We start from the raw sequence: 17,841 nt of genomic DNA on the forward strand, positions 1-17,841 counted from the left end.
CGTCAGGTGTCAGCCGCCACCCCGATGCCGAGAAGAGGCTCCGCCGCATGAACCACCAGCAGCTTCCGGCTCCGGACGAGTTCCATGTCCGGGCCGGTGCGGAAGCCGTCAGCCGCGCACGCCGGAGGATCTCCGTGACGGCGCGGTTCTGGAACGTGCCCTTGTCCGACGCTGCCCTGGCCGACGTCGAACTGTGCGCGAGCGAGATCATCGCCAACGCCCTCACGCACGCCGGCAAGGAGTGTTGGGTGCGGACGCAGTGGACCGGCCAGTTCCTCCAAGTCGAGGTCACCGACCGCTCCTTCCGCCCGCCCGTCGCTTCCGAAGCCTCGTCCGACGACACCTCCGGCCGCGGTCTCGTGCTGGTGGAGAGCTTCTCCCACGGCTGGGGCTGGGTTCCCAGGGAACTGGGCAAGACCGTCTTCTTCGTCGTCGCCGATGAGGCTGTGCTTACCGGTTCCCAGCAGCGGAGCGGGCTCGTACGTACCGCGCAGGCGAGGATCGAGAGAGCACAGGACAGCGCGCCTGCCTCCACCCCGCAGCGTCAACCTGGGCAACGTCGCCGGCCGACAGCAGTCCCGCGCCGCCTCTCTTGCCTGGAATGGTCGTGATGACGACGGCCGTGGAAAGCGGCTTGCAGCAGCGCTTCGGCCCTCTCACACTCCACCACGATAAGCCGTTGTCCGTGACGTGGTGGGCATGCGGTGGCGAGGCGCTGCTCAAGGTCTACCGCGCGATCGAACCGGTGGAGCGGCGAAACCGCGAAGCCCAAGCGCTCACCTTGGCTCGCAGTTGGGGTGTGTCCACCCCGGCCGTACGGGCTGTCGGCGAGGAAGACGGCTACTGCTGGGTACTGGTCGACGCCGTCGGCGGTGCGGCCGCCAGACTCAGTTCACGCAAGAGCGTCGAAGGCTTCGTCCAGCACACACTGCGCTTGACCGCCGTTCTCCGAGACCGACCTGCCCTCGGAGGTCCGGGCACCGGCTGGTTACCAGCACGCGCCGGCAATCTGACCAACAGCGGCGCGCTCCTCCATCAACTGTCGCAGCGCTGCCGGCCGAAGCCCTGGTGGCCGGAGTTGTGCCAGTCGCTCACCAGCGTGGACGACGAGGAGTGTGTGCACCTGCACGGCGACATCAAGCCGGAGCATTTCCTGCGCTCCGGACGCAGCGTCCACGTCGTCGACTGGGAGGCGGCCGCCCGAGGACCGGTCGTCTGCGATCTCGCGGACGCCGCCTTCCACCTGATCCGTGACCTCGTCTACGCCGGGCCCTCGCCGCTGCCCCTCGACGTGATCGGCCGGCTTCCCGTAACCGGCCCGGTCGCCGCCTGGCGCCTGCTGCGCTGGCTCGACCGGCGCCGCCCGGGCGACCTCGACCTCGTACCCGCCCAGAGTCTGCGCGACCTGACGGCCTCCCCCGACCCGCCCGGCACCGTACGTGTCCTCGCCCGTCTGATCACCGCTCTGCGCGATGCCGGGGTGCCGCGGTGACCCACCGCACCTGCCCGTTCCTTCCGTTCAAGAGACACAGGAGCATGCCGTGAACCGAACTGCCAGGAACGTAGGACGAAGCCGGATCGTCATCGAGACCGGTACGCCGTACCCGGACGCAACCACCATCGTGGAGCGGAAGGGCCTGGGACACCCGGACACCCTCGCCGACCACCTCGCCGAGCGCCTCTCGCAGGCGTACAGCCGCTACACGCTGGAGAACTTCGGCGCCGTGCTCCACCACAACTTCGACAAGCTCGCCCTCCTGGGCGGGGCGAGTCGGGTCGAGTACGGCGGCGGTGGAATGACGGCCCCCGTCCGCGTCCTGATCAACGGAAGGGCCGCGCGTACCTGCGGCGACACCGAGATTCCCGTGGATGAACTGGCGGAGAACACGGTACGGACGTTCTTCGCCGAGCGCCTGCCCGCCGTCAGCGATCACCTCGACCTGCACTTCCACATCACCAGCAATTCCAGCCCCGGCGCCGTCATCACCGACGCCGACGCCCCGGAGCGCACGCGCTGGTTCGCCCCCCGATCCGTCGACGACTTACGCGAGCGGCGGGTCCTGATCGCCAACGACACCTCGATGGGTACCGGTTGGGCCCCGAAGGGCCCGTTCGAGTCCTTCGTGTGCGAACTGGCCGACGACTTCTCCGGTGTGAGCCCCTTCACCGAGACCCACCCCTGGTGCGGCAGCGACGTGAAGGTCATGGGCTACTACGAGGGCGACCGGGCCGACGTCGTCCTGTGCGTCCCCCAGAAGAGCCCGCTCGTGCCGGACCGCGCCGCGTACTTGGCCAACAAGGAGACGATCCTCGCCGAGTGCCGCAGTCTGGCCGGACTGCACCTGCCCGGCACGCCCGTCGACTTCCGTCTGAATGTGCGCGACGTGCCCGAGAAGGACGAGCTGTACTTCACGTACACCGGCAGCTCGATCGAGTCCGGTGACGAGGGCGTGGTCGGCAGGGGCAACAGGGTCAACGGCCTGATCACGCCGCTGCGCCCCATGAATATGGAGGGCGCCAGCGGCAAGAACCCCGTCTACCACGTCGGCAAGCTCTACAACCTGGCCGCGACCCGCCTGGCCCACCGACTGCACCAGGAGACCGGCGGGCACGCCGAAGTGCACATGGTCAGCGCGACGGGCGAGCCGCTGGATCAGCCGTGGCGCATCCTGATCCGTCTCTCCGAACCGAACGCCCAGGTCGACAAGATCCAGGCTTTCGTCCTGGAGACCCTGGCCGGACTCCCGGCACTCACCCAGGAGTTGGTCCAGGACGGGGTGCTGCTCAGTTGAAAACGGCCTCCCTTCCTCCTCTCCCGACGACCTGCCGCAGTCGGCTCACCGCGCATTACGGCTCGCCGGTAGAGGCGTGGCTCGACCGCGTCCCCGACCTGCTCACCACTGCCGCTCGCCGATGGGACCTGAACCTCACCGGTTACCACGACACCGGCCACGCCTCTGTTCTCGCCACGGCGCTGGACTCCCAGAGCCGCCCGGTTCTGGTGAAGGTGTGGCCGGACCCCGACCGCTACAGCCGAGAGACGGCCGCCCTGCGCCTGTGGCACCCCGGTCCCGGCCGAATCGTCCTCGCTTCCGACGACGACCTGTCCGCAGCAGCCCTCCGCATGATCGCCGCACAGCCGGGCGGCGACGAACCGCCGCTTGACCAGACAAGCCCGGTAGCCGAAGCGATCCAGCAGGCCCACAGCATCGGCCGGAGCGTGAGCCCTGGCACGTTCCCCCTGCTCTCGGACCACCTCCGCGACGAGATCCTTCCCCACATCCGGAAGCGCCAGGCCACCAGTCTCTACGGCCTTCTCACCACGCGAGTTGCCCCGCACCTGGCCGGCCTGTCCGACGACCCCGCCCGCAGGACTGTGCTGCACGCCGACCTCTACCGGGAGAACGTCGCCTTCAATCGCCACGGCCGCCCTGTCCTGCTCGACCCACTGCCCATGGAAGGCGATGCCGTCTTCGACTGGGCCTTCTGGTCCCTCTACTACCGTCTCGGGCACGACACCGAGGAACGGCTCCGCGAAGCCGCCCGCCGCTCCGGGGTCGCACGAGTCAGCATCCTGCCGTGGTGCCTGCTCATCGGACTTGACGGCCTTCTCTACTACGAGGAGACCGGCGATCCCCGCCTGGACCGCATGGCGGGTGTCCTGGCCGCCCTGTGCTCCTACGCCGACAGGGGACCGGGGCAATGACAACGTTCCTGCTCCGGCACGCGAGCACCTCCTACAGCATCCGCCACCTGGTGAACGGCGACCCGAGCGTCAGTCTCCCCATCAACGCAGAGGGCGTCGCCGCGTGCCACCGCCTCCGTGACAGCGGCCACCTCAGCGACGCCCCAACGTGGATCACCAGCGCCTTCGCCCGAGCGCAACAGACCGCCGTCCTCCTCGCCGGCCCCGTACAGCCTGAGTTCCGCGTCGACCCTCGCGTCAACGAACTGGACTACGGCGACTTCGAAGGCGGCCCCTTCCTCGACTACGCCGCCTGGCTGGAGAAGCACGGCCTTGGGACCCGCCCGCCAGGTTCCGCCGAGTCCCAGGGCGAAGCCTTCCTCCGCATGCTCACCGGAGTGAGGGACGCCCTCAGACACCCCGGCCCACGGGTGATCGTCGCCCACGGTCTCCTGCTGTCCCTGCTCGCGTGGGCCCTGGCTGAACCGCCCGGCACGGCCATCCCCTTGTTCTTCCCGGAAGCGTCCACCTTGGACCCGCTGGCCATCGCAGACGCCCGGCTGCTGAGCCTCACCAGCCGCCTGATCGATGACCTCGACGGGAGTCGGCGCCAGGCGCAACCGTCTGGGGCCGGCTGGCGGGAATCAGGTCGGGAAGGGATGCCCATCCTTGCTAACTTCGATCCTCTACGGACCCCGCCGGAGGAGAGATCCCGTCATGCATGATGCACGCGCTCTGATCGACATGGGAGATGAGGCGGTACGCCGCCTCGCCCGCCGCGGCTACACCCTGGACCTCTCCTCCGTGGAGTCTCTCCAGTCCCGCCGCAACCAGAGCATCCGCATCGCCGACGAACTGCGCTCCGAGTCCAAGACCGTCGCGGCCGAGGTCCAGAAAGCGGCGAAGTCGGGCGGCGACACCTCCGCCCTCAAGGACCGAGCCCGCAAGCTCAAGGAGCAGATCCGCGAGGCGGAGACCGAGCAGGAGCAGGTCCAGGAGGAGCTGACCCAGTTCCTCCTCACCATTCCGAATCTGCCGGCCGACGAGGCGCCCGACGGCGACTCCGAGGACTTCGCCGTCGAACAGCGCCGCGTCGGCAACCCGCCCGCGTTCTCCTTCGAGCCGAAGGACCACGTGGACCTGGGCGAGGGAATGGGCATCCTTGACTTCGGGCGAGCCACGAAGCTTTCCGGCCCGCGGTTCAGCGTCCTGCGCGGCGTCGGTGCTGCGCTGGAACGCGCCCTCGTGACGCTCTTCCTCGACCTGCACACCCGCCGCCATGGATACACCGAGCACTCCGTGCCGTTCCTGGTGACCCGCAAGACCATGACCGGCACCGGCCAACTACCCAAGTTCGAGGAGGACTTGTTCGCGACGGGCGTCGCCGACCGTGAACTCTTCCTCATTCCCACCGCCGAGGTTCCCCTCACCAACCTCTACGCCGACGAGATCATCCCGCCCGCGGACCTGCCGGTTGCCCTGACTGCGCAGACACCCTGCTTCCGCTCCGAGGCCGGCTCGTACGGGCGCGACACCCGCGGGCTGATCCGCCAGCACCAGTTCTCCAAGGTTGAGATGGTCCGCATTTGTGCCCCCGACGACTCCCGGGCCCAGATGGAGAAAATGGTCGGCCACGCTGAGGCGTGCCTGAAGGAACTCGACCTCGCCTACCGCGTTGTCACCCTCGCGGCCGGCGATACCGGCTTCTCCGCCCAGCTCACCTACGACATCGAGGTGTGGCTGCCCAGCCAGAGCACGTACCGCGAGATCTCCTCGATCTCTGACTTCGGTACCTTCCAGGGCCGTCGGGCCGGTATCCGCACCCGCGACGAGCACAACAAGTCCACCCCGGTCGCCACCGTCAACGGCTCCGGCCTGCCCGTCGGCCGCACCCTGGCCGCAGTCCTGGAACAGCATCAGCAGCAGGACGGCTCGGTTCTGCTCCCGCAATCCCTCGTCCCTTACCTCGGCTTCCGCCGCATCACGGCGGACGGAAAACCCTCGGAGGCATAGGTGTTAATCGGCGTCTGCGACTTCCCCGGCAGCTACGCGTTCCCCCCGACCGGATACGGCGGGATCGAACGTTGGTTATGGGCGGTCGCTCTCGGAGCGAAAGCCGCAGGCGCCGAAGTACACCTCCTCGGACCGGCCTGGCGCAACGACCTCGGCCCGGAGTGGACCCGGCGACCGGTGCGGCTGGAGGACACCGCGCCAGGCTCGGCTGCCGCCCGCGATCTGGCTGCCACCGGCTACGACCTGCTGGTCGTCGGCCACGAGTACCCGACGCTGCCCACCTGGCGGCGTATCCGCGACATGCTCGACTGCGACGTCGCCACCTTCCAGCACAACCCTGACTTCCAGCACGCGGCCGATGCATTCGACGGTGTGCGAGATCGCCTGTACTGCTACTCGCCCGAGATGGTCGAACGGTATGCGGCCTGGCAGCCCCGCGCCGAGTTGGCCGTGCACTTCGGCCTCAACGAAGCCGAACCACCTGCGGTCAAGGGCGACGCCCTCGTCTGGGTCGGCCGTATCGACGCCCAGAAGGCCCCGCACCTGGCCCTCCGCGCCGCCGAAATCCTCGGCCGCCGCATACGCCTGATCGGCCCGGTGTTCGACTCGGCGTACATCCGGCAGTACGAACGCCTCTTCGCGGCCGACCACGTTCAGTGGGACGGCGAGTTGGGCGGCGCCGCCAAGACCGGTGCCTTCCATCGCGCGGGCACCTTCGTCTACACCTACGCCCGCGACTACGTCGAAGCCGGCGCTGCGGTCTTCGGGGAGGCGCTGCGGGCAGGAACACCAGTGGCGGCCCTGACCTGGCGCGAAGGTACGTGTGCCCAAGCCGCCCTCTGCGGCGCTACAGGGAAGGTCATGATCCAGCCGCCGGACGTGGACGACGAAACGGCTGCGCGGGCACTCGCCGAAGCGATCACCCGCACGGAAGACCTCGACCCGGCCCACGTCCAGGCGGTCGGGCAGCAACGCTTCGACGCGAGGCGGCACTTCGAGGGTCTGGCGTCGCGGCCATGCTGAGCACAGTCGACCCCGCCGAGATACCGCGCTTGCTCCGCAAAGTCCTCGGGCCCAGATGGGACTTCACCATTGACGGCGACCGCTTGGAGATCTGCCACCAGGACCACGCGACGCCGTACTGCCCGCCCCGGCAGGCTCTGCCCTGGCCCGATCTGCTCGCGCTATTGGAGGCAGCCTTCGCTGACCAAGGTGTCCCCTGTGCCGTCTGCCTCCCCTTGCGCTGCGGCCGAGAGACCGAGTTGACCATCTCCGCCGTCCAGGCCCTCGACCCGGTCCTCAAGGACGGCGGCACGATCCCCTACCGCCAAGGCTTCATCCCCCAGCCCGTTGTGCGGCTCACCGCCGAGCGAGCCGCCGACGGCTCACTGCAGGACGGCTTCCTCACGTCCTTCGTCAACACGTCCCGCGTCGAACTCATCCCCGACCTGGACGCGTACGCCGCCGCCTTCGACCAGTTGCTCAGCGTCCTGTCCCGCCTGAGCCTCCACGCCCGCCACATCACCTTCCACGGCCGGCTCACTATCTGGCAACGCCGCCAAGTCGAAGGGATTACCCTCCGCTTCGACCACGCCGGCGCCCCCCTCGGCGACCTCGTCCTCCTCTGGAACGCCGCCCACCCCGACCGCCTCGCACTCGACCTGGGCACTTCCCTCGAACGCCTCGCCTGGACCCGGGCACGCATCCCCTGGCACCACCTGATCTTCGGTCCCCTTACCGAGGCCGCCCCCTACGACGTACTTGACGCCATCCGCACCGCCACCCTCCTCCTCGCCAACGGGATCACCCCCACTGCCCGAGGCGCCGGCAGCATCACACGCCGAGTGCTTCAGCGGATTCCCCCAGGCACGGTCGCACTCGGACTGAGCCGCGCTGTCCGCCAGTTCTCCCGCTTCTGGCAAGGTGCCCACCCGCTCACCGGCAATTGGCAGGCCGTTGCAGAGCAGATGGACGAGCAACTCGCCGAGAACGGAGCTTGAGTCGAGGTACTGGGTGGCACCGAGCACACGGGGCTCGACCGCAGGGTCTGTCCAGCGACCGCGTCGCCCCGGTCGGGCGAGCGGCCGAGGCGGGTCACGACGTCCTCCTTCCGCTCCACCTGGATCTTCGGCGGCAGGCCGGTGGTGACGTCCCACGTGGGGGTCGTCAGGTCGCTGGCCAGCAGGTCGTCCGGGGCAGCGCGAGCTCCGCGCCGAACGCGGGGTCCAGCAGCTCCCGCAGGTTCCAGTACGCCGCGGACCTGGTGTTGGTGAACCCGAACTCCCCGTCCCGGCTCCTGCGCCTGGACTTGGCGGCGTCGGCGTACGCGAGCACGGGGGTGCCCAGCTCGCGCAGTCGGTCCACGACGCCGCCGCCCATGCCCATGCTGTCGACCACCGGCACCGGGGCGCTGCCGGGCTCCTCCTCGTCCTGGTCGCGGTTGTGCTCGTCCCCGGACAGCGCGCCGAGCACGCGGGCCGTGGTGTGCATGGCGTCCTTGTCGCGGCCGGAGGAGACGTACTCGTACCGCGAGAGCCAGACGCCGGAGTAATTGCTGCGGGGTGTGGGCTGGGCGGTGGGCAAGCCGTGGACGGCCGCATTCCACGGCTCGCCCACTGCCCAGCACCGGCAATACCCTCATCACCCAGTCGGGCGGCACCCTCAAGGACGCCATGGTCCGAGCCGGCCGGTTTTCGGAGGAGGTCGCCCTGATCGACCAGCACTCGGCGCTGGAAGGTCAGAAGGAGATCGCGACTGGCCTCGATGCTTGCGTTCGCGCCGACCGCCAGGACGCTGCGCGCGAGCGGGCATGCGGTGCGGCCCACCTGACGCCTTACCGTGTGTCGATGGGTCGGTGGTGTTCGCGGGCCTGACCGTATGCCGGCAGAGGCTCAGCTGGTGGTCTCGGGGGCGATGCCCTGTGCGCGGGCGAGAGCGAACAAGACGCGCTCGATGGTGTCAAGCTGCTGTTTCACCGTGCCGAGACGCTCGGTCAACGCGTCGAGCCGTTTCGCGGTCGGGCGCTCGTCCCGTGCGCCGGTGGTGTGGGGGAGGCGGTCGGTGCTGTCGGATGCAGCGCGGCGCCGCTCGCGTACGGCCGCCAGTTGCTCGCTGTGCTCGGTGAGGGTGCGGGCGGTGCGGAACGCTTGTGCCTCCAGGTCCCGCAGCCGCCTGTCGTACGCTGCACTCCCGTTGTCCGGCCAACCGGCCATCGACGGAACCGTGTTGTGCGGAACCACAGGCGGGCGGGATGAGGCCGCCTCGGACAGGCCAGGAGCCTGTCCGTCTTCCCCTCCCGTATTGCAGGCCACTGTGTCTGGGCGGTGATTCGTCCCCGACGGCAGTCGGCCACTCCTTGCCGTCACCATGGGCGGACTCCAGCGTGCTGACACGACGGCGGTACCGCCGCGCGCTTGCGTTCGAGGGCGACGAGGGGGCAGTTCAGCGCGTCGGCGATGCGGATCAGGTTGGCTGGGGTGGCGCTGCGCCAGCCGGATTCGATTTCGCCCCTCAGCTGCTCAGAGATGCCGATCCGGGCGGCCATGTCCCGCTTGGTCAGTCCGGCCTTTTCCCGTGCCCGGGTGCCGGCTTCGGGCTCTGGTGGAGCTTGCGCGGCCGGGTTCGGACGCGGGGTTGCGTGGTCGTGTCCGCATTGCCCACTCTGCGGATTCCGGGTCGGCTTGGTCATGGTGGGCGGTCCAGTTGGCTAGGACGGTGATGAAGGCGGGGGAGTGCGTCGTGGTCGAGGCAATCGACCTTTGTGCGCAGCTTGGTGAAGCACTGGGCGAGGGCGTCGGGGTTGAGGCCGTTGGGCAGGACGACTTCGCGCTGCGGCACCGCGGACAGCGCCGGGAGCGGGGGTTCGCACCGCTTGTCAGTGACGAACGACCTTGCGCTGGGAGCAGTCATACGTCGCGACCAGGTGTCAGAGCGTATGCGGGTCCTCACCCCGTGGCGTTCACCGTCGTGAACATATCCGTGGTCGGCCACATTCAGGCGAGGAGCGGTCATCTCCCGGGGTTCCGGCGCTCATTGGAACGACCTGGGATTGCAGACGAGCGCGCGGGAAGTGGCAAGGTCAGCGGGTGTTAGACCCAACTCGTCGGCGTGATTACTGTGTCGCGGCAAGGGCAGGTGCGAGGCGGGCGAACGCGGCTCCGTATGGCCGGAAGTCGTCGTCAGGACCGCGCCGAGTGGAGGTGGGCAGCCGGTGGGAGGCTGGGTACATCGGGGAGACGGCGCTCCGGTAGCTGGGCCGATCGGTGCGGCGGTGGCGATGTGGCGGGTGCGGCGGGGGCTGAGCCAGAAGGCGTTGGCCGACCGTGCCGGGCTCGACGTGGCGTGGGTTTCGGCGGTCGAGGTGGGCGGGGAGTGGGTGGACCGGCGTCGTCCCCTTGCCTCGCTGGAGTCTGCCCTCCGGCTGGATGTCGGTGAGTTGACCGGTCAGCCGTATCCGCCGCTGAACGCCGCGCACGCGGAGGTACGGGCGGTCGCTTATCGAGTGAGGCGGGTACTGGCAGGTTCCCCGGCGGCTCCGGAGCACTCTGCTGTGCGACAGGGCGAGTTGGAGCACCTACTCGCGGTGGCCGAGGCGGCGGAGGCTGCGGGTGACGAGCACGGTCTCGCCCTGGTCGTGCCCGATCTCATTTCGGCCGGCCGGTCAGTACGTGACGGTCCGGACGGGGAGGTGACACTTCGTTCGCGCGGGCATGCGGTGGCTGCGGGACTTCTGCGGCGGCTCGGTTACAGCGACTTGGCCTGGCTGTTCCTTCACCGGGCAGCGCGCTGCGGTGGGGCCGAGGCCGGGTCGGTACGGGCCGAGGAGGTACGTCTGCTGCTTGACCTGGGTCTGCCGGAGTCCGCGTTGCTCCGCGCGAAACAGGCCGTAGACCCCCAACTTCCGTTGCTGGAAGCCGTCGCGCATGCGATGGCCGACCGCCCCGGGCGGGCTACCGCTCTCTTGGACGTTGCGGCCCAGCGGGCTGACAGCGGCGAGGCCCACGCCATGGTGGCCGCCGCCCGTGTGGCCGTTGCCGTGGAAGCCGGCGACTTCGGCGCCGCAGCCGAATACGCCACGGCCGCCGAGCCGCAGCGACTGACGCCCGCCACCCGTACGACGCTGCTCGTCAATCTCGCCACGACAGCGGCCCGCACCGGCCGCACGGACGAGGCCGCCGGATACCTGGAGCAGGCCGAGGCGACCGCGCCGTTGCGGCTTCTGCTCGACCCGTTCGCCCGGGAGTTGCTGGCGGCGCTGCCCACCCGGATCACGGACCCCGAGGTGGTGGGACGGCTGCGAGCAGTCGCCCAGCGAGCCGGGCTGCCTTAACCCTTCAATTGGCCTCATTCACGAGCTGTGAAGTCATCTCTATTGGGCTTGTGAGGCACACCAGATCCGTGTCGGGTAGTGGTCACAGCTCTACTCGGAAGGCCCGGAGCCCGCCGCCGGTCAGGTCGGCGGCGGGCCCGGAACCGCTCTACCGGCGTCGGCGGAGCAGCAGGAGGTTTGCCATGGCGGCGAGTTCGCCCAGGACGTCCGGGACAGCGGCCGACTCGGAGTGAAGCACTGCGGTGGTGGCGACGATGGTGAGACCGGTGACGACAGCGAGGGCGACCACCTTGGCGCCGAGTTCGCGCAGGACGTCGGGGACGACGGCCGACTCGGCGTGGTGTACCCCGGCGACGGCGGTGACGCCGATGGCGAGGATGAGGGCGATGGCGACCGCCGCGGCGGCGATCAGGGCGTAGACGGGCAAGGCTTCTCCAAGATCAGGGGGCGCACGACTGGCGGTGCGCAGAGGAATGGGACAGTCCCGGCCGGGGTGTGTCCCAGAGCATCGAGGAGCCGGGGGTTAGCCCCGCAAGTCGCGTTTTCCCCTGATGAGAAGGGGGCTGAGGGGTTCGTTCGCGCGTCTACACCCTCGTGGCCCTAGGCGCGCAAGTCCGCGTTGGGTACTGATCCTCATGAACCATCCACGAGCCTCACGATCGTCATCTGCTGCCCAACCCGCCGCACTACGCCGATGCTTGAGATGAATGAAGTCACCTGAATTCCCGGGGACACGTCGACGCATCGTCACCGGACGCCTACGCTGAGGTCCAGCTCCTCGTGACAACGGATGACGACGTGATGAACGAAGACCAGTCCCACCACACTGGGCGACGGCTGCGGTCGGCCCGGCGTCAACGCGGTATGTCCCTGCGTACGTTGGCGGGCCTGTCGGGGCTGTCGATCGGCTTTCTGTCGATGGTCGAGAACGGTCAGCGGCACTTGGACCGCACGGGACACATCACCGCTCTGGCCGATGCGCTCCGGATCGCGCCGACGGAGCTGACCGGCCGGCCGTTCGCCCCGACCGATCCTTCCACGGCGTCCGCGCACGAGGCAGTTCCGGAGCTTCGGCTGGCGCTGATGGGCATGCACCTGGGTCTGCCGCCGGACCAAGGCCCCTCCGCGGAGCCGATCAGAGCGCTCGGTGCACGTGTCGTCGAGGCCAACCGGCTTTACCACGGCTGCGATTACGGCATCCTCGCGAGGAAGTTGCCCGCTCTGCTGGGCGAGTTGCATACGGCGGTCGAGCACGCGTCCCCGCCCGAGCGCCCCGAGCTGTTACGGCTCCTCGCCGATGCCTACCACCCGGCGTGCACGATGCTGCTGAAGTACCTCGGCTACCCGGACCTGGCGTTTATCGCCGTCACGCGTGCCGCCGAGGCGACCGCCGAACTGGACGACCCGCTGCGTACCGCGCTGTCCGGGTTCTTCCACGCCCACGTCCTGATGTCCATCGGCAGCCCGGATCTCGCCCTGGATCGTGCCGAGTTGGCGGCTGATGAAGTTGAGCGCCATCTCGCGGAGCCCAAGGCGTACGCGCTGCTGGGCGAGTTGCATCTGATCCGGGCGACCTGTCTGACCCTGGACGTCCGCCGCTCTGGGGCCGATCGCACCCGTGAGGTCAACGAGCACCTGGCCGAGGCGGCGAAGCTGGCCGGCCGTACCGGCGAAACCAAGGCGTGGCACCTCAACTTCGGCCCCACCAACGTCGGTATCCACCATGTCAGCCTCAACACCGACCTCGGCCGCCACGGTCACGCCGTCGCGGCCTCCGGTGGCGTACGGCCGAGGGTCCTGGCCGCTTCCGGCCGGGAAGCCACCTTCCACGCCGACCTCGGACGCGCGCTGACCCACCTGCACGGTCGGGACGCCGACGCGGTGACCGAACTCCTCGCCGCCGAACGCACCGCACCGCAGCGCATCCACGCCAACGTCATGGTCCGCGACACCGTCTCCACCCTTCTTGACCGCCAACTGCCCGCCCGTACCGCCCGCGAACTCCGGGCATTGGCCCACCGGATGGGCGTCCAGGGCTGAGCTCCCCGTTTCCGCGCCCGGGTGGTCTAGGGCCGCCCGTACGCCAGTGCGTGCCGCCCGAGCGGTTCACAGTCGTGAACACCAGCGTGTCATTGCGCTCGTAGCGTCCCTTGCCACGCCCGGACGACCGGTCCGGTAGGGAGGAGACGAGCATGGTGATGCCTGATGTGACGCGACCCTGTGGCTTCCGTACCGAACCCGCAGTCCACCACGTACCGATGAATCGCCGCGAGGCTGCCCTGAGTCCCGCGAAGGGTGCCGGACAGCTCGGCAAGGGATCGCCCGGCCGGAGCGAGGCGGTGCCGTATGTGGCGCGGTGGAGTGGGGAGCGGGATGCTGCGATGCCGGTGGTGTTGCGGGGGCGGGGGCGGCTGGGGATCGGGTACGTGGATGAGCGGTTTTATGACCGGGATGAGCGTGGGGTGCTGTGGTCGCGGATGCCGTCTCAGCCGGGTCGGGGGCGGCCGGAGTTGGGGAAGGTGCACGGGCTGCGGCAGCGGGTGGCGATGGGCGGGCTGCGGTGCCAGATCTGCGCCGGGCCTGCGGACCGTAACGCCGAGGGGGTGTTGTGGCTGCTGGACGCCGACCCCGCCGACCCCACCCTGCGGAACGGGCAGGAACGCACCGCTCATCCACCGGTGTGCATGCCGTGCGCGGTGCGCTCGACCACGGCCTGCCCCCACTTGCGGCGCGCCCACACCCTGGTGCGGGTGAGTTCGTTCGCGCTGTGGGGTGTGAGGGGTGCCCTCTACCAGCCCGGCCTGTGCGGGCCCGAGGCTGTCGACGTTGTCCTGCTGCCCTTCGGTGACCCGCTGATGCCGTGGCTGCGGGCCGGCCAGCTGGTCATGCACCTGCGCGAGTTCACCCCGGTCGACCTGCCCGCCGTAACCACGGACAAGGAGTTGTGAGCATGACCAGTACCACCACGGGACACCCCGGTACTCCCGTCCCGGACGGCCGGACCTGGACCGTCACCACTACTTCCGGCCATACGCTCACCGGGTACCTGCCCGCCTGGGCGGACACCGACCCGAGCCTGACCGACATCCCCCACGACCTGCTGCCGCTCCGCCTGGCGGACATCTGCCACCGCGAGGTCTTCGAGGGCACGGCCTTACACCTCTGCCCGCCGCCTTCTGCGGCTGAGCCCGGCGCGGCCAGGGACGAACAGGTCCTGTGGGGCACCATCGAGTGCACCCCCTACGCCGAAAACCCCGCGACCCGCATCCCGGTCGTCAACATCGCCGTCATCGACGACTACTGGATCACCAACCTCGACCCCGACACTCTGACCGAACTCGCCACCGAGCTCCGAGCCCAGGCCGACCGCCTCGACCACGAAATCCGCCCCCGCCTCACCACCGCCCGCGCCGACTGGGCCCAACACCACCCCAACGCCTGATACGCCACCGCGCGGAATTCCCCGCACACAACAAAGGCCCGGATCGGAAATCCGGGCCTTTTCTTTGGAGCGGATGACGGGAATCGAACCCGCGCTCTGAGCTTGGGAATCACGGGGCTTTGTCAGCGGCCGTACTGGTCAGCGGCACGTTCCGTCCTGAAGTGCCCGCTGGGCCGGTGCCCGTTGGTACCCGTGGCCGACCGAGTTGTACCGCTGCGCGTGGTGCGGGACTGGCGCGATGGGCACGCGCTAACGGTCGTGGAGGACGGTGGGCCGGGTGACGGGCACGACCGTGAGGAGGTCGTCGAGGCCCTGTAGCCGTCAGGGTTGGTGGTGAAGAGCGGTAGTTCTTCGGCGATGGCGATGGCGGTGATCACGAGGTCGACAACCCCAGGGTGGTTGCAAGTTCTGGGTTCGCGTAGATCGTCCAGTCCAGGGGGAATTGACGCGGCAACAGCACAGCCACGAGACCGGTGATCACCAGGGTGTCTACGCCCAGCTGATCACATTGAGGTCCCGTGCCTGCTGCTCCATCCTCCCTGCCGTTCTAGCGAAACTGGGACCTCTCCAACAGCACGACACCGACCGCCTGTGCGCCCACCTCCGGCGCGTCCCCGACCCGCGTTCGCATCGCGGGCGTTGGTATCCCTGGTCGGCTTACTGCTGATCTGCGCATACGCAGTCGTCTCCGTCGCCCGGACCGTCACCGAGATCACCGAATGGGGTCAGCGCGCCACCATCACGCTGCTGGAGCAACTCGGCATCCACCGCAGCCTGCCCGGACCTCGCCGCGCCCCGTCCCATGCCATCCTCATCCGGCTCTGGCCGCCCTCGACGGCGATGCCCTGGACATCGCGATTGGCGCCTACCTGGCCGAACGCGACCACACCAATGGCGGCATCGGCTCGGCGCTGCCGCCAGCGATCGCGGTGGATGGCAAGGCACTGTCCGGCTCCGCGCACCGACAGCGGCGCCACCAGCACCTGCTGTCCGCCGTCACCCTGGCCCAGCGGGAGGTGGAGGCCCAAGACCAACGAGACGGCCGCCTTCCGTCTACTGCTGGAACCACTCGATCTGGCTCTGCCGGGGTCGCCTTCAACGCCCTGCACAGCGTCAAGGACCAGGTGCGCTGGCTGGTGGAGGAGAAAAGGGCCCATTACATCGCAGTGATCAAGGGAAATCAGCCAACCGAGTTGGCCCAGGTCAAGGCCCTTCCATGGGAACAGGTGCTCGTAGCGCACACCGTCTCGGGGACCGAGCACGGACGGCGGGAGTCCTGCTCGGTCAAGATCATGGCCATCGCGGCGAACCTGGGCGGGATCGCCTATCTCGCAAGCGCGGCTGGCCTTGCGCATCCACCGGCGCCGCCAGGAGCCCGGCAAGCGGCAGAACCGGAAGACGGTCTACGTCGTCACCAGCCTCGACATTTACCAGGCCAGCCCTGCTGACCTGGGCGGATACGTGCGTGAGCACTGGGCAATCGAAATCTCCAGCCACCATGTCAGAGATGCGGTGTTCGCCGAGGACGCCTCCACCGGCCACATCGGCAGCCTGCGACCGCCGGAAGCGGACAACTTAGCCAAGACCACCCGAGCGATCCGGGACACACCCGAACACGCCATCTGGATCTGGGGTATCACCGACAGCCCACTCCCACCGGGAACTTGAAACCGCCCTGTGATCGAGGGGGTCTGCGAACCCGCCGTTGTGAATCTGGGAAAGCTCACCCTCGACCGTTGGGCTCCGCTGTACAATCCGTCGCACTGGCCGCCACCGTTGGTTCCGCCTCACCGTCGGACAGTGCTCAACCAGAAACTCCCTCTTCCATGCTCAATATTGCGTTCCGTAGGTCTCGGCAACCGAAGGAGTCAATCAGTGAGTCGTCTCGCTCTGGTCGTCGGCATCAATTCCTATCGTGACAGATGGGCCACGCTCAAGAACTCTGTGAACGATGCCGACGAGGTCGAGGCGGTCCTTACGGAGCCGGAGTATGGATTCTCGGTTTCCAAACTCACCGAGGAAGAGGCCAGCAAGGCTGCGGTTCTGCGCTGGCTCGTGGAGGCGAAGAATTCCGGCGCGGAACAGATTGTGTTCTATTTTTCCGGGCATGGCGCCGCAACCGACATTGGCACCTTTTTGGTCACTCATGACAACGCGGAGTTCGATGAGGGAATCTCACTGAACAGTCTGCTGTCGATTGCCAGTCCTCTCCCCGGTTCCACGACTCAAGTCCTCATTATGCTGGACTGCTGCCACTCGGGTGGCGTTGTCGAGCAGTCTTCCGCGGGTATCGCGGTCGCTCCCATCAGACAGGATGATATTAGCCGGATGGTGCGCCAGGCGAACCCCGCTGTGGTCGTCATGGCTGCCTGCACATCGGATCAGTCGGCTGTTGAGAAGGACAATCTCGGGCATGGGGTGTTCACTCACCACCTCCTTTCCGCGCTGCTTGGGGACGCCGCAGATCACACCGGATGTGTCACGGCGCACAGCGTCTACGACGTGGTGTCGAGGGAAATGGCGGGACAGGAAGGCCACGTCCAGGTCCCTGTTTTCCTGGGGCGGATGGAAGGCCGACTCATCCTCGGGCGGGAATTCACTCCGGTCCTCTCTCCTCGCCTGCCCGAAGAGGACTACAACCGGTACGAGATGGAAGCACGTGAACACCTTCAGGCGTACCACGAGATTAAGGCGAGCTACACTGCGGAATCCTGGCGTTACGAGGGGTATTTCGCCGCCAGCAGAAAGCTCGAAGAGGTAGCGAACTGGTTTGCTCGTAAGGAGAAAGTCGAGGGCCTGTCCCGGCGGCCCTCGTTCCAGCAGAGTCGGCACTCGCTGATCCGCTACCAGAGCGAGCTCGGGTTCGTAGAATCGCAGACGAAGACCAGGTGGGGAACGCTCGACCGCCAAATCGGCGCCGGCGGATTCGGTAAGGTGTGGCGGGTCACCAAGGACAACGGCGAACCACTGGCTTACAAGCTTTACCACGCGTACGAGCTGACGGACCGCGAGAAGATCAAAAGGTTTCGTAACGGCTACGAGGCCATGAGGATGCTGTCGCATCCCGCGATCATCAAGGTTCACGACTACAGCGAGTGCCCTGCTGGATTCACCATGGACTTTATCGACGGAAGCAACCTGCGGGAGCTCAGTGTCGGGACCTTCATGGAGCAGTCCTCGATCTTTTCAATCCTCGCTGAAACCGCCGAGGCCATCAACCACGCTCACAAGCACAATGTCATCCACCGGGACATAAAGCCGGAGAACATCGTGTGCCGCCTGGGGGAGAACGGTGACTACCGGCAGGGCTTGTGCAAGTTCCCGGGATCGTCCAACCCGTCTGAGGTTGGGGCGGGTTGGGGTGGATGAGGG

20 protein-coding genes and 1 pseudogene are annotated in these 17,841 nt (G+C 68.0%); 14 read left to right on the plus strand and 7 right to left on the minus strand.

What is annotated here, in order from left to right; translation table 11 throughout:
* The first annotated feature begins 47 nt into the window (after positions 1–47).
* The 8 genes from OHA30_RS18750 to OHA30_RS18785 all read left to right on the plus strand — a co-directional run bounded on the left by OHA30_RS18750 (position 48) and on the right by OHA30_RS18785 (position 7,698).
* Positions 48–611 (plus strand): ATP-binding protein, encoded by a 564-nt coding sequence (locus OHA30_RS18750; protein WP_328915008.1) that lies wholly within the window; start codon positions 48–50, stop codon positions 609–611.
* A 74-nt stretch (positions 612–685) separates the two neighbouring features.
* Positions 686–1,492 carry a phosphotransferase gene (locus tag OHA30_RS18755; protein ID WP_328915009.1) on the plus strand — a complete coding sequence of 269 codons (807 nt, stop codon included), beginning with the start codon at positions 686–688 and terminating at the stop codon, positions 1,490–1,492.
* A 49-nt stretch (positions 1,493–1,541) separates the two neighbouring features.
* Positions 1,542–2,792: a methionine adenosyltransferase gene (locus OHA30_RS18760; RefSeq protein ID WP_328915010.1), complete on the plus strand. Its 1,251-nt coding sequence runs from the start codon at positions 1,542–1,544 to the stop codon at positions 2,790–2,792.
* On the plus strand, positions 2,789–3,706 hold the full coding sequence (locus OHA30_RS18765) for a fructosamine kinase family protein (protein ID WP_328915011.1): 918 nt from the start codon (positions 2,789–2,791) through the stop codon (positions 3,704–3,706). The genes OHA30_RS18760 and OHA30_RS18765 overlap by 4 nt, the downstream gene beginning before the upstream one ends.
* Positions 3,703–4,410: a histidine phosphatase family protein gene (locus tag OHA30_RS18770; protein ID WP_328915012.1), complete on the plus strand. Its 708-nt coding sequence runs from the start codon at positions 3,703–3,705 to the stop codon at positions 4,408–4,410. Before OHA30_RS18765 ends, OHA30_RS18770 begins: the two co-directional genes overlap by 4 nt.
* Complete coding sequence (gene serS / locus OHA30_RS18775; RefSeq protein WP_328915013.1) at positions 4,403–5,698, plus strand: serine--tRNA ligase; 1,296 nt, start codon at positions 4,403–4,405, stop codon at positions 5,696–5,698. Before OHA30_RS18770 ends, serS begins: the two co-directional genes overlap by 8 nt.
* The gene (locus OHA30_RS18780; RefSeq protein WP_328915014.1) at positions 5,699–6,721 is read left to right on the plus strand and encodes a glycosyltransferase; all 1,023 of its coding nucleotides are present in this window, start codon (positions 5,699–5,701) and stop codon (positions 6,719–6,721) included. It abuts the gene before it with no gap.
* The gene (locus OHA30_RS18785) at positions 6,715–7,698 is read left to right on the plus strand and encodes a hypothetical protein (protein WP_328915015.1); all 984 of its coding nucleotides are present in this window, start codon (positions 6,715–6,717) and stop codon (positions 7,696–7,698) included. The genes OHA30_RS18780 and OHA30_RS18785 overlap by 7 nt, the downstream gene beginning before the upstream one ends.
* A gap of 166 nt (positions 7,699–7,864) precedes the next feature.
* Here the strand turns inward: OHA30_RS18785 and OHA30_RS18790 are convergent, their stop codons facing one another.
* The 4 genes from OHA30_RS18790 to OHA30_RS18805 form a co-directional block, all read right to left on the minus strand.
* A complete protein-coding gene (locus tag OHA30_RS18790; protein WP_328915016.1) occupies positions 7,865–8,281 on the minus strand; it encodes a hypothetical protein in 417 nt (138 codons plus the stop codon).
* A gap of 308 nt (positions 8,282–8,589) precedes the next feature.
* Entirely contained in the window at positions 8,590–8,910 is a 321-nt protein-coding gene (locus tag OHA30_RS18795) for a hypothetical protein (protein ID WP_328915017.1), read from the minus strand.
* 149 nt (positions 8,911–9,059) lie between these two features.
* A complete protein-coding gene (locus tag OHA30_RS18800) occupies positions 9,060–9,386 on the minus strand; it encodes a helix-turn-helix domain-containing protein (RefSeq protein ID WP_328915018.1) in 327 nt (108 codons plus the stop codon).
* Positions 9,383–9,607, minus strand: a complete 225-nt coding sequence (locus tag OHA30_RS18805) for a hypothetical protein (protein WP_328915019.1) — start codon at positions 9,605–9,607, stop codon at positions 9,383–9,385. The genes OHA30_RS18800 and OHA30_RS18805 overlap by 4 nt, the downstream gene beginning before the upstream one ends.
* A gap of 805 nt (positions 9,608–10,412) precedes the next feature.
* Between OHA30_RS18805 and OHA30_RS18810 the strand changes: the two genes are divergently transcribed.
* Entirely contained in the window at positions 10,413–11,027 is a 615-nt protein-coding gene (locus tag OHA30_RS18810; protein WP_328915020.1) for a hypothetical protein, read from the plus strand.
* A gap of 148 nt (positions 11,028–11,175) precedes the next feature.
* Here the strand turns inward: OHA30_RS18810 and OHA30_RS18815 are convergent, their stop codons facing one another.
* Positions 11,176–11,454 carry a hypothetical protein gene (locus tag OHA30_RS18815; RefSeq protein WP_328915021.1) on the minus strand — a complete coding sequence of 93 codons (279 nt, stop codon included), beginning with the start codon at positions 11,452–11,454 and terminating at the stop codon, positions 11,176–11,178.
* Positions 11,455–11,828: 374 nt separating this feature from the next.
* Here OHA30_RS18815 and OHA30_RS18820 point away from each other — a divergent pair, with 374 nt between their 5' ends.
* The 3 genes from OHA30_RS18820 (at position 11,829) to OHA30_RS18830 (ending at position 14,469) form a co-directional block, all read left to right on the plus strand.
* The gene (locus OHA30_RS18820; RefSeq protein ID WP_328915022.1) at positions 11,829–13,067 is read left to right on the plus strand and encodes a helix-turn-helix domain-containing protein; all 1,239 of its coding nucleotides are present in this window, start codon (positions 11,829–11,831) and stop codon (positions 13,065–13,067) included.
* Positions 13,068–13,504: 437 nt separating this feature from the next.
* Entirely contained in the window at positions 13,505–13,975 is a 471-nt protein-coding gene (locus OHA30_RS18825; RefSeq protein WP_328915023.1) for a hypothetical protein, read from the plus strand.
* A gap of 2 nt (positions 13,976–13,977) precedes the next feature.
* A complete protein-coding gene (locus tag OHA30_RS18830; RefSeq protein WP_328915024.1) occupies positions 13,978–14,469 on the plus strand; it encodes a DUF6907 domain-containing protein in 492 nt (163 codons plus the stop codon).
* Positions 14,470–14,718: 249 nt separating this feature from the next.
* Here OHA30_RS18830 and OHA30_RS18835 read toward each other — a convergent pair.
* Together OHA30_RS18835 and OHA30_RS18840 are read right to left on the minus strand one after the other, a co-directional pair.
* Positions 14,719–14,858, minus strand: a pseudogene (locus tag OHA30_RS18835) (VapC toxin family PIN domain ribonuclease); the annotation flags it as partial.
* Positions 14,859–15,194: 336 nt separating this feature from the next.
* Positions 15,195–15,452, minus strand: coding sequence for a hypothetical protein (locus OHA30_RS18840; RefSeq protein WP_328915025.1), 258 nt, complete (start codon positions 15,450–15,452; stop codon positions 15,195–15,197).
* A 364-nt stretch (positions 15,453–15,816) separates the two neighbouring features.
* Here OHA30_RS18840 and OHA30_RS18845 point away from each other — a divergent pair, with 364 nt between their 5' ends.
* Together OHA30_RS18845 and OHA30_RS18850 are read left to right on the plus strand one after the other, a co-directional pair.
* On the plus strand, positions 15,817–16,137 hold the full coding sequence (locus OHA30_RS18845; RefSeq protein ID WP_328915026.1) for a hypothetical protein: 321 nt from the start codon (positions 15,817–15,819) through the stop codon (positions 16,135–16,137).
* 207 nt (positions 16,138–16,344) lie between these two features.
* On the plus strand, positions 16,345–17,838 hold the full coding sequence (locus OHA30_RS18850) for a caspase family protein (RefSeq protein ID WP_328915027.1): 1,494 nt from the start codon (positions 16,345–16,347) through the stop codon (positions 17,836–17,838).
* Positions 17,839–17,841: the final 3 nt, after the last annotated feature.

It is taken from the genome of Streptomyces sp. NBC_00223 (assembly GCF_036199905.1).
Lineage (GTDB): Bacteria > Actinomycetota > Actinomycetes > Streptomycetales > Streptomycetaceae > Actinacidiphila.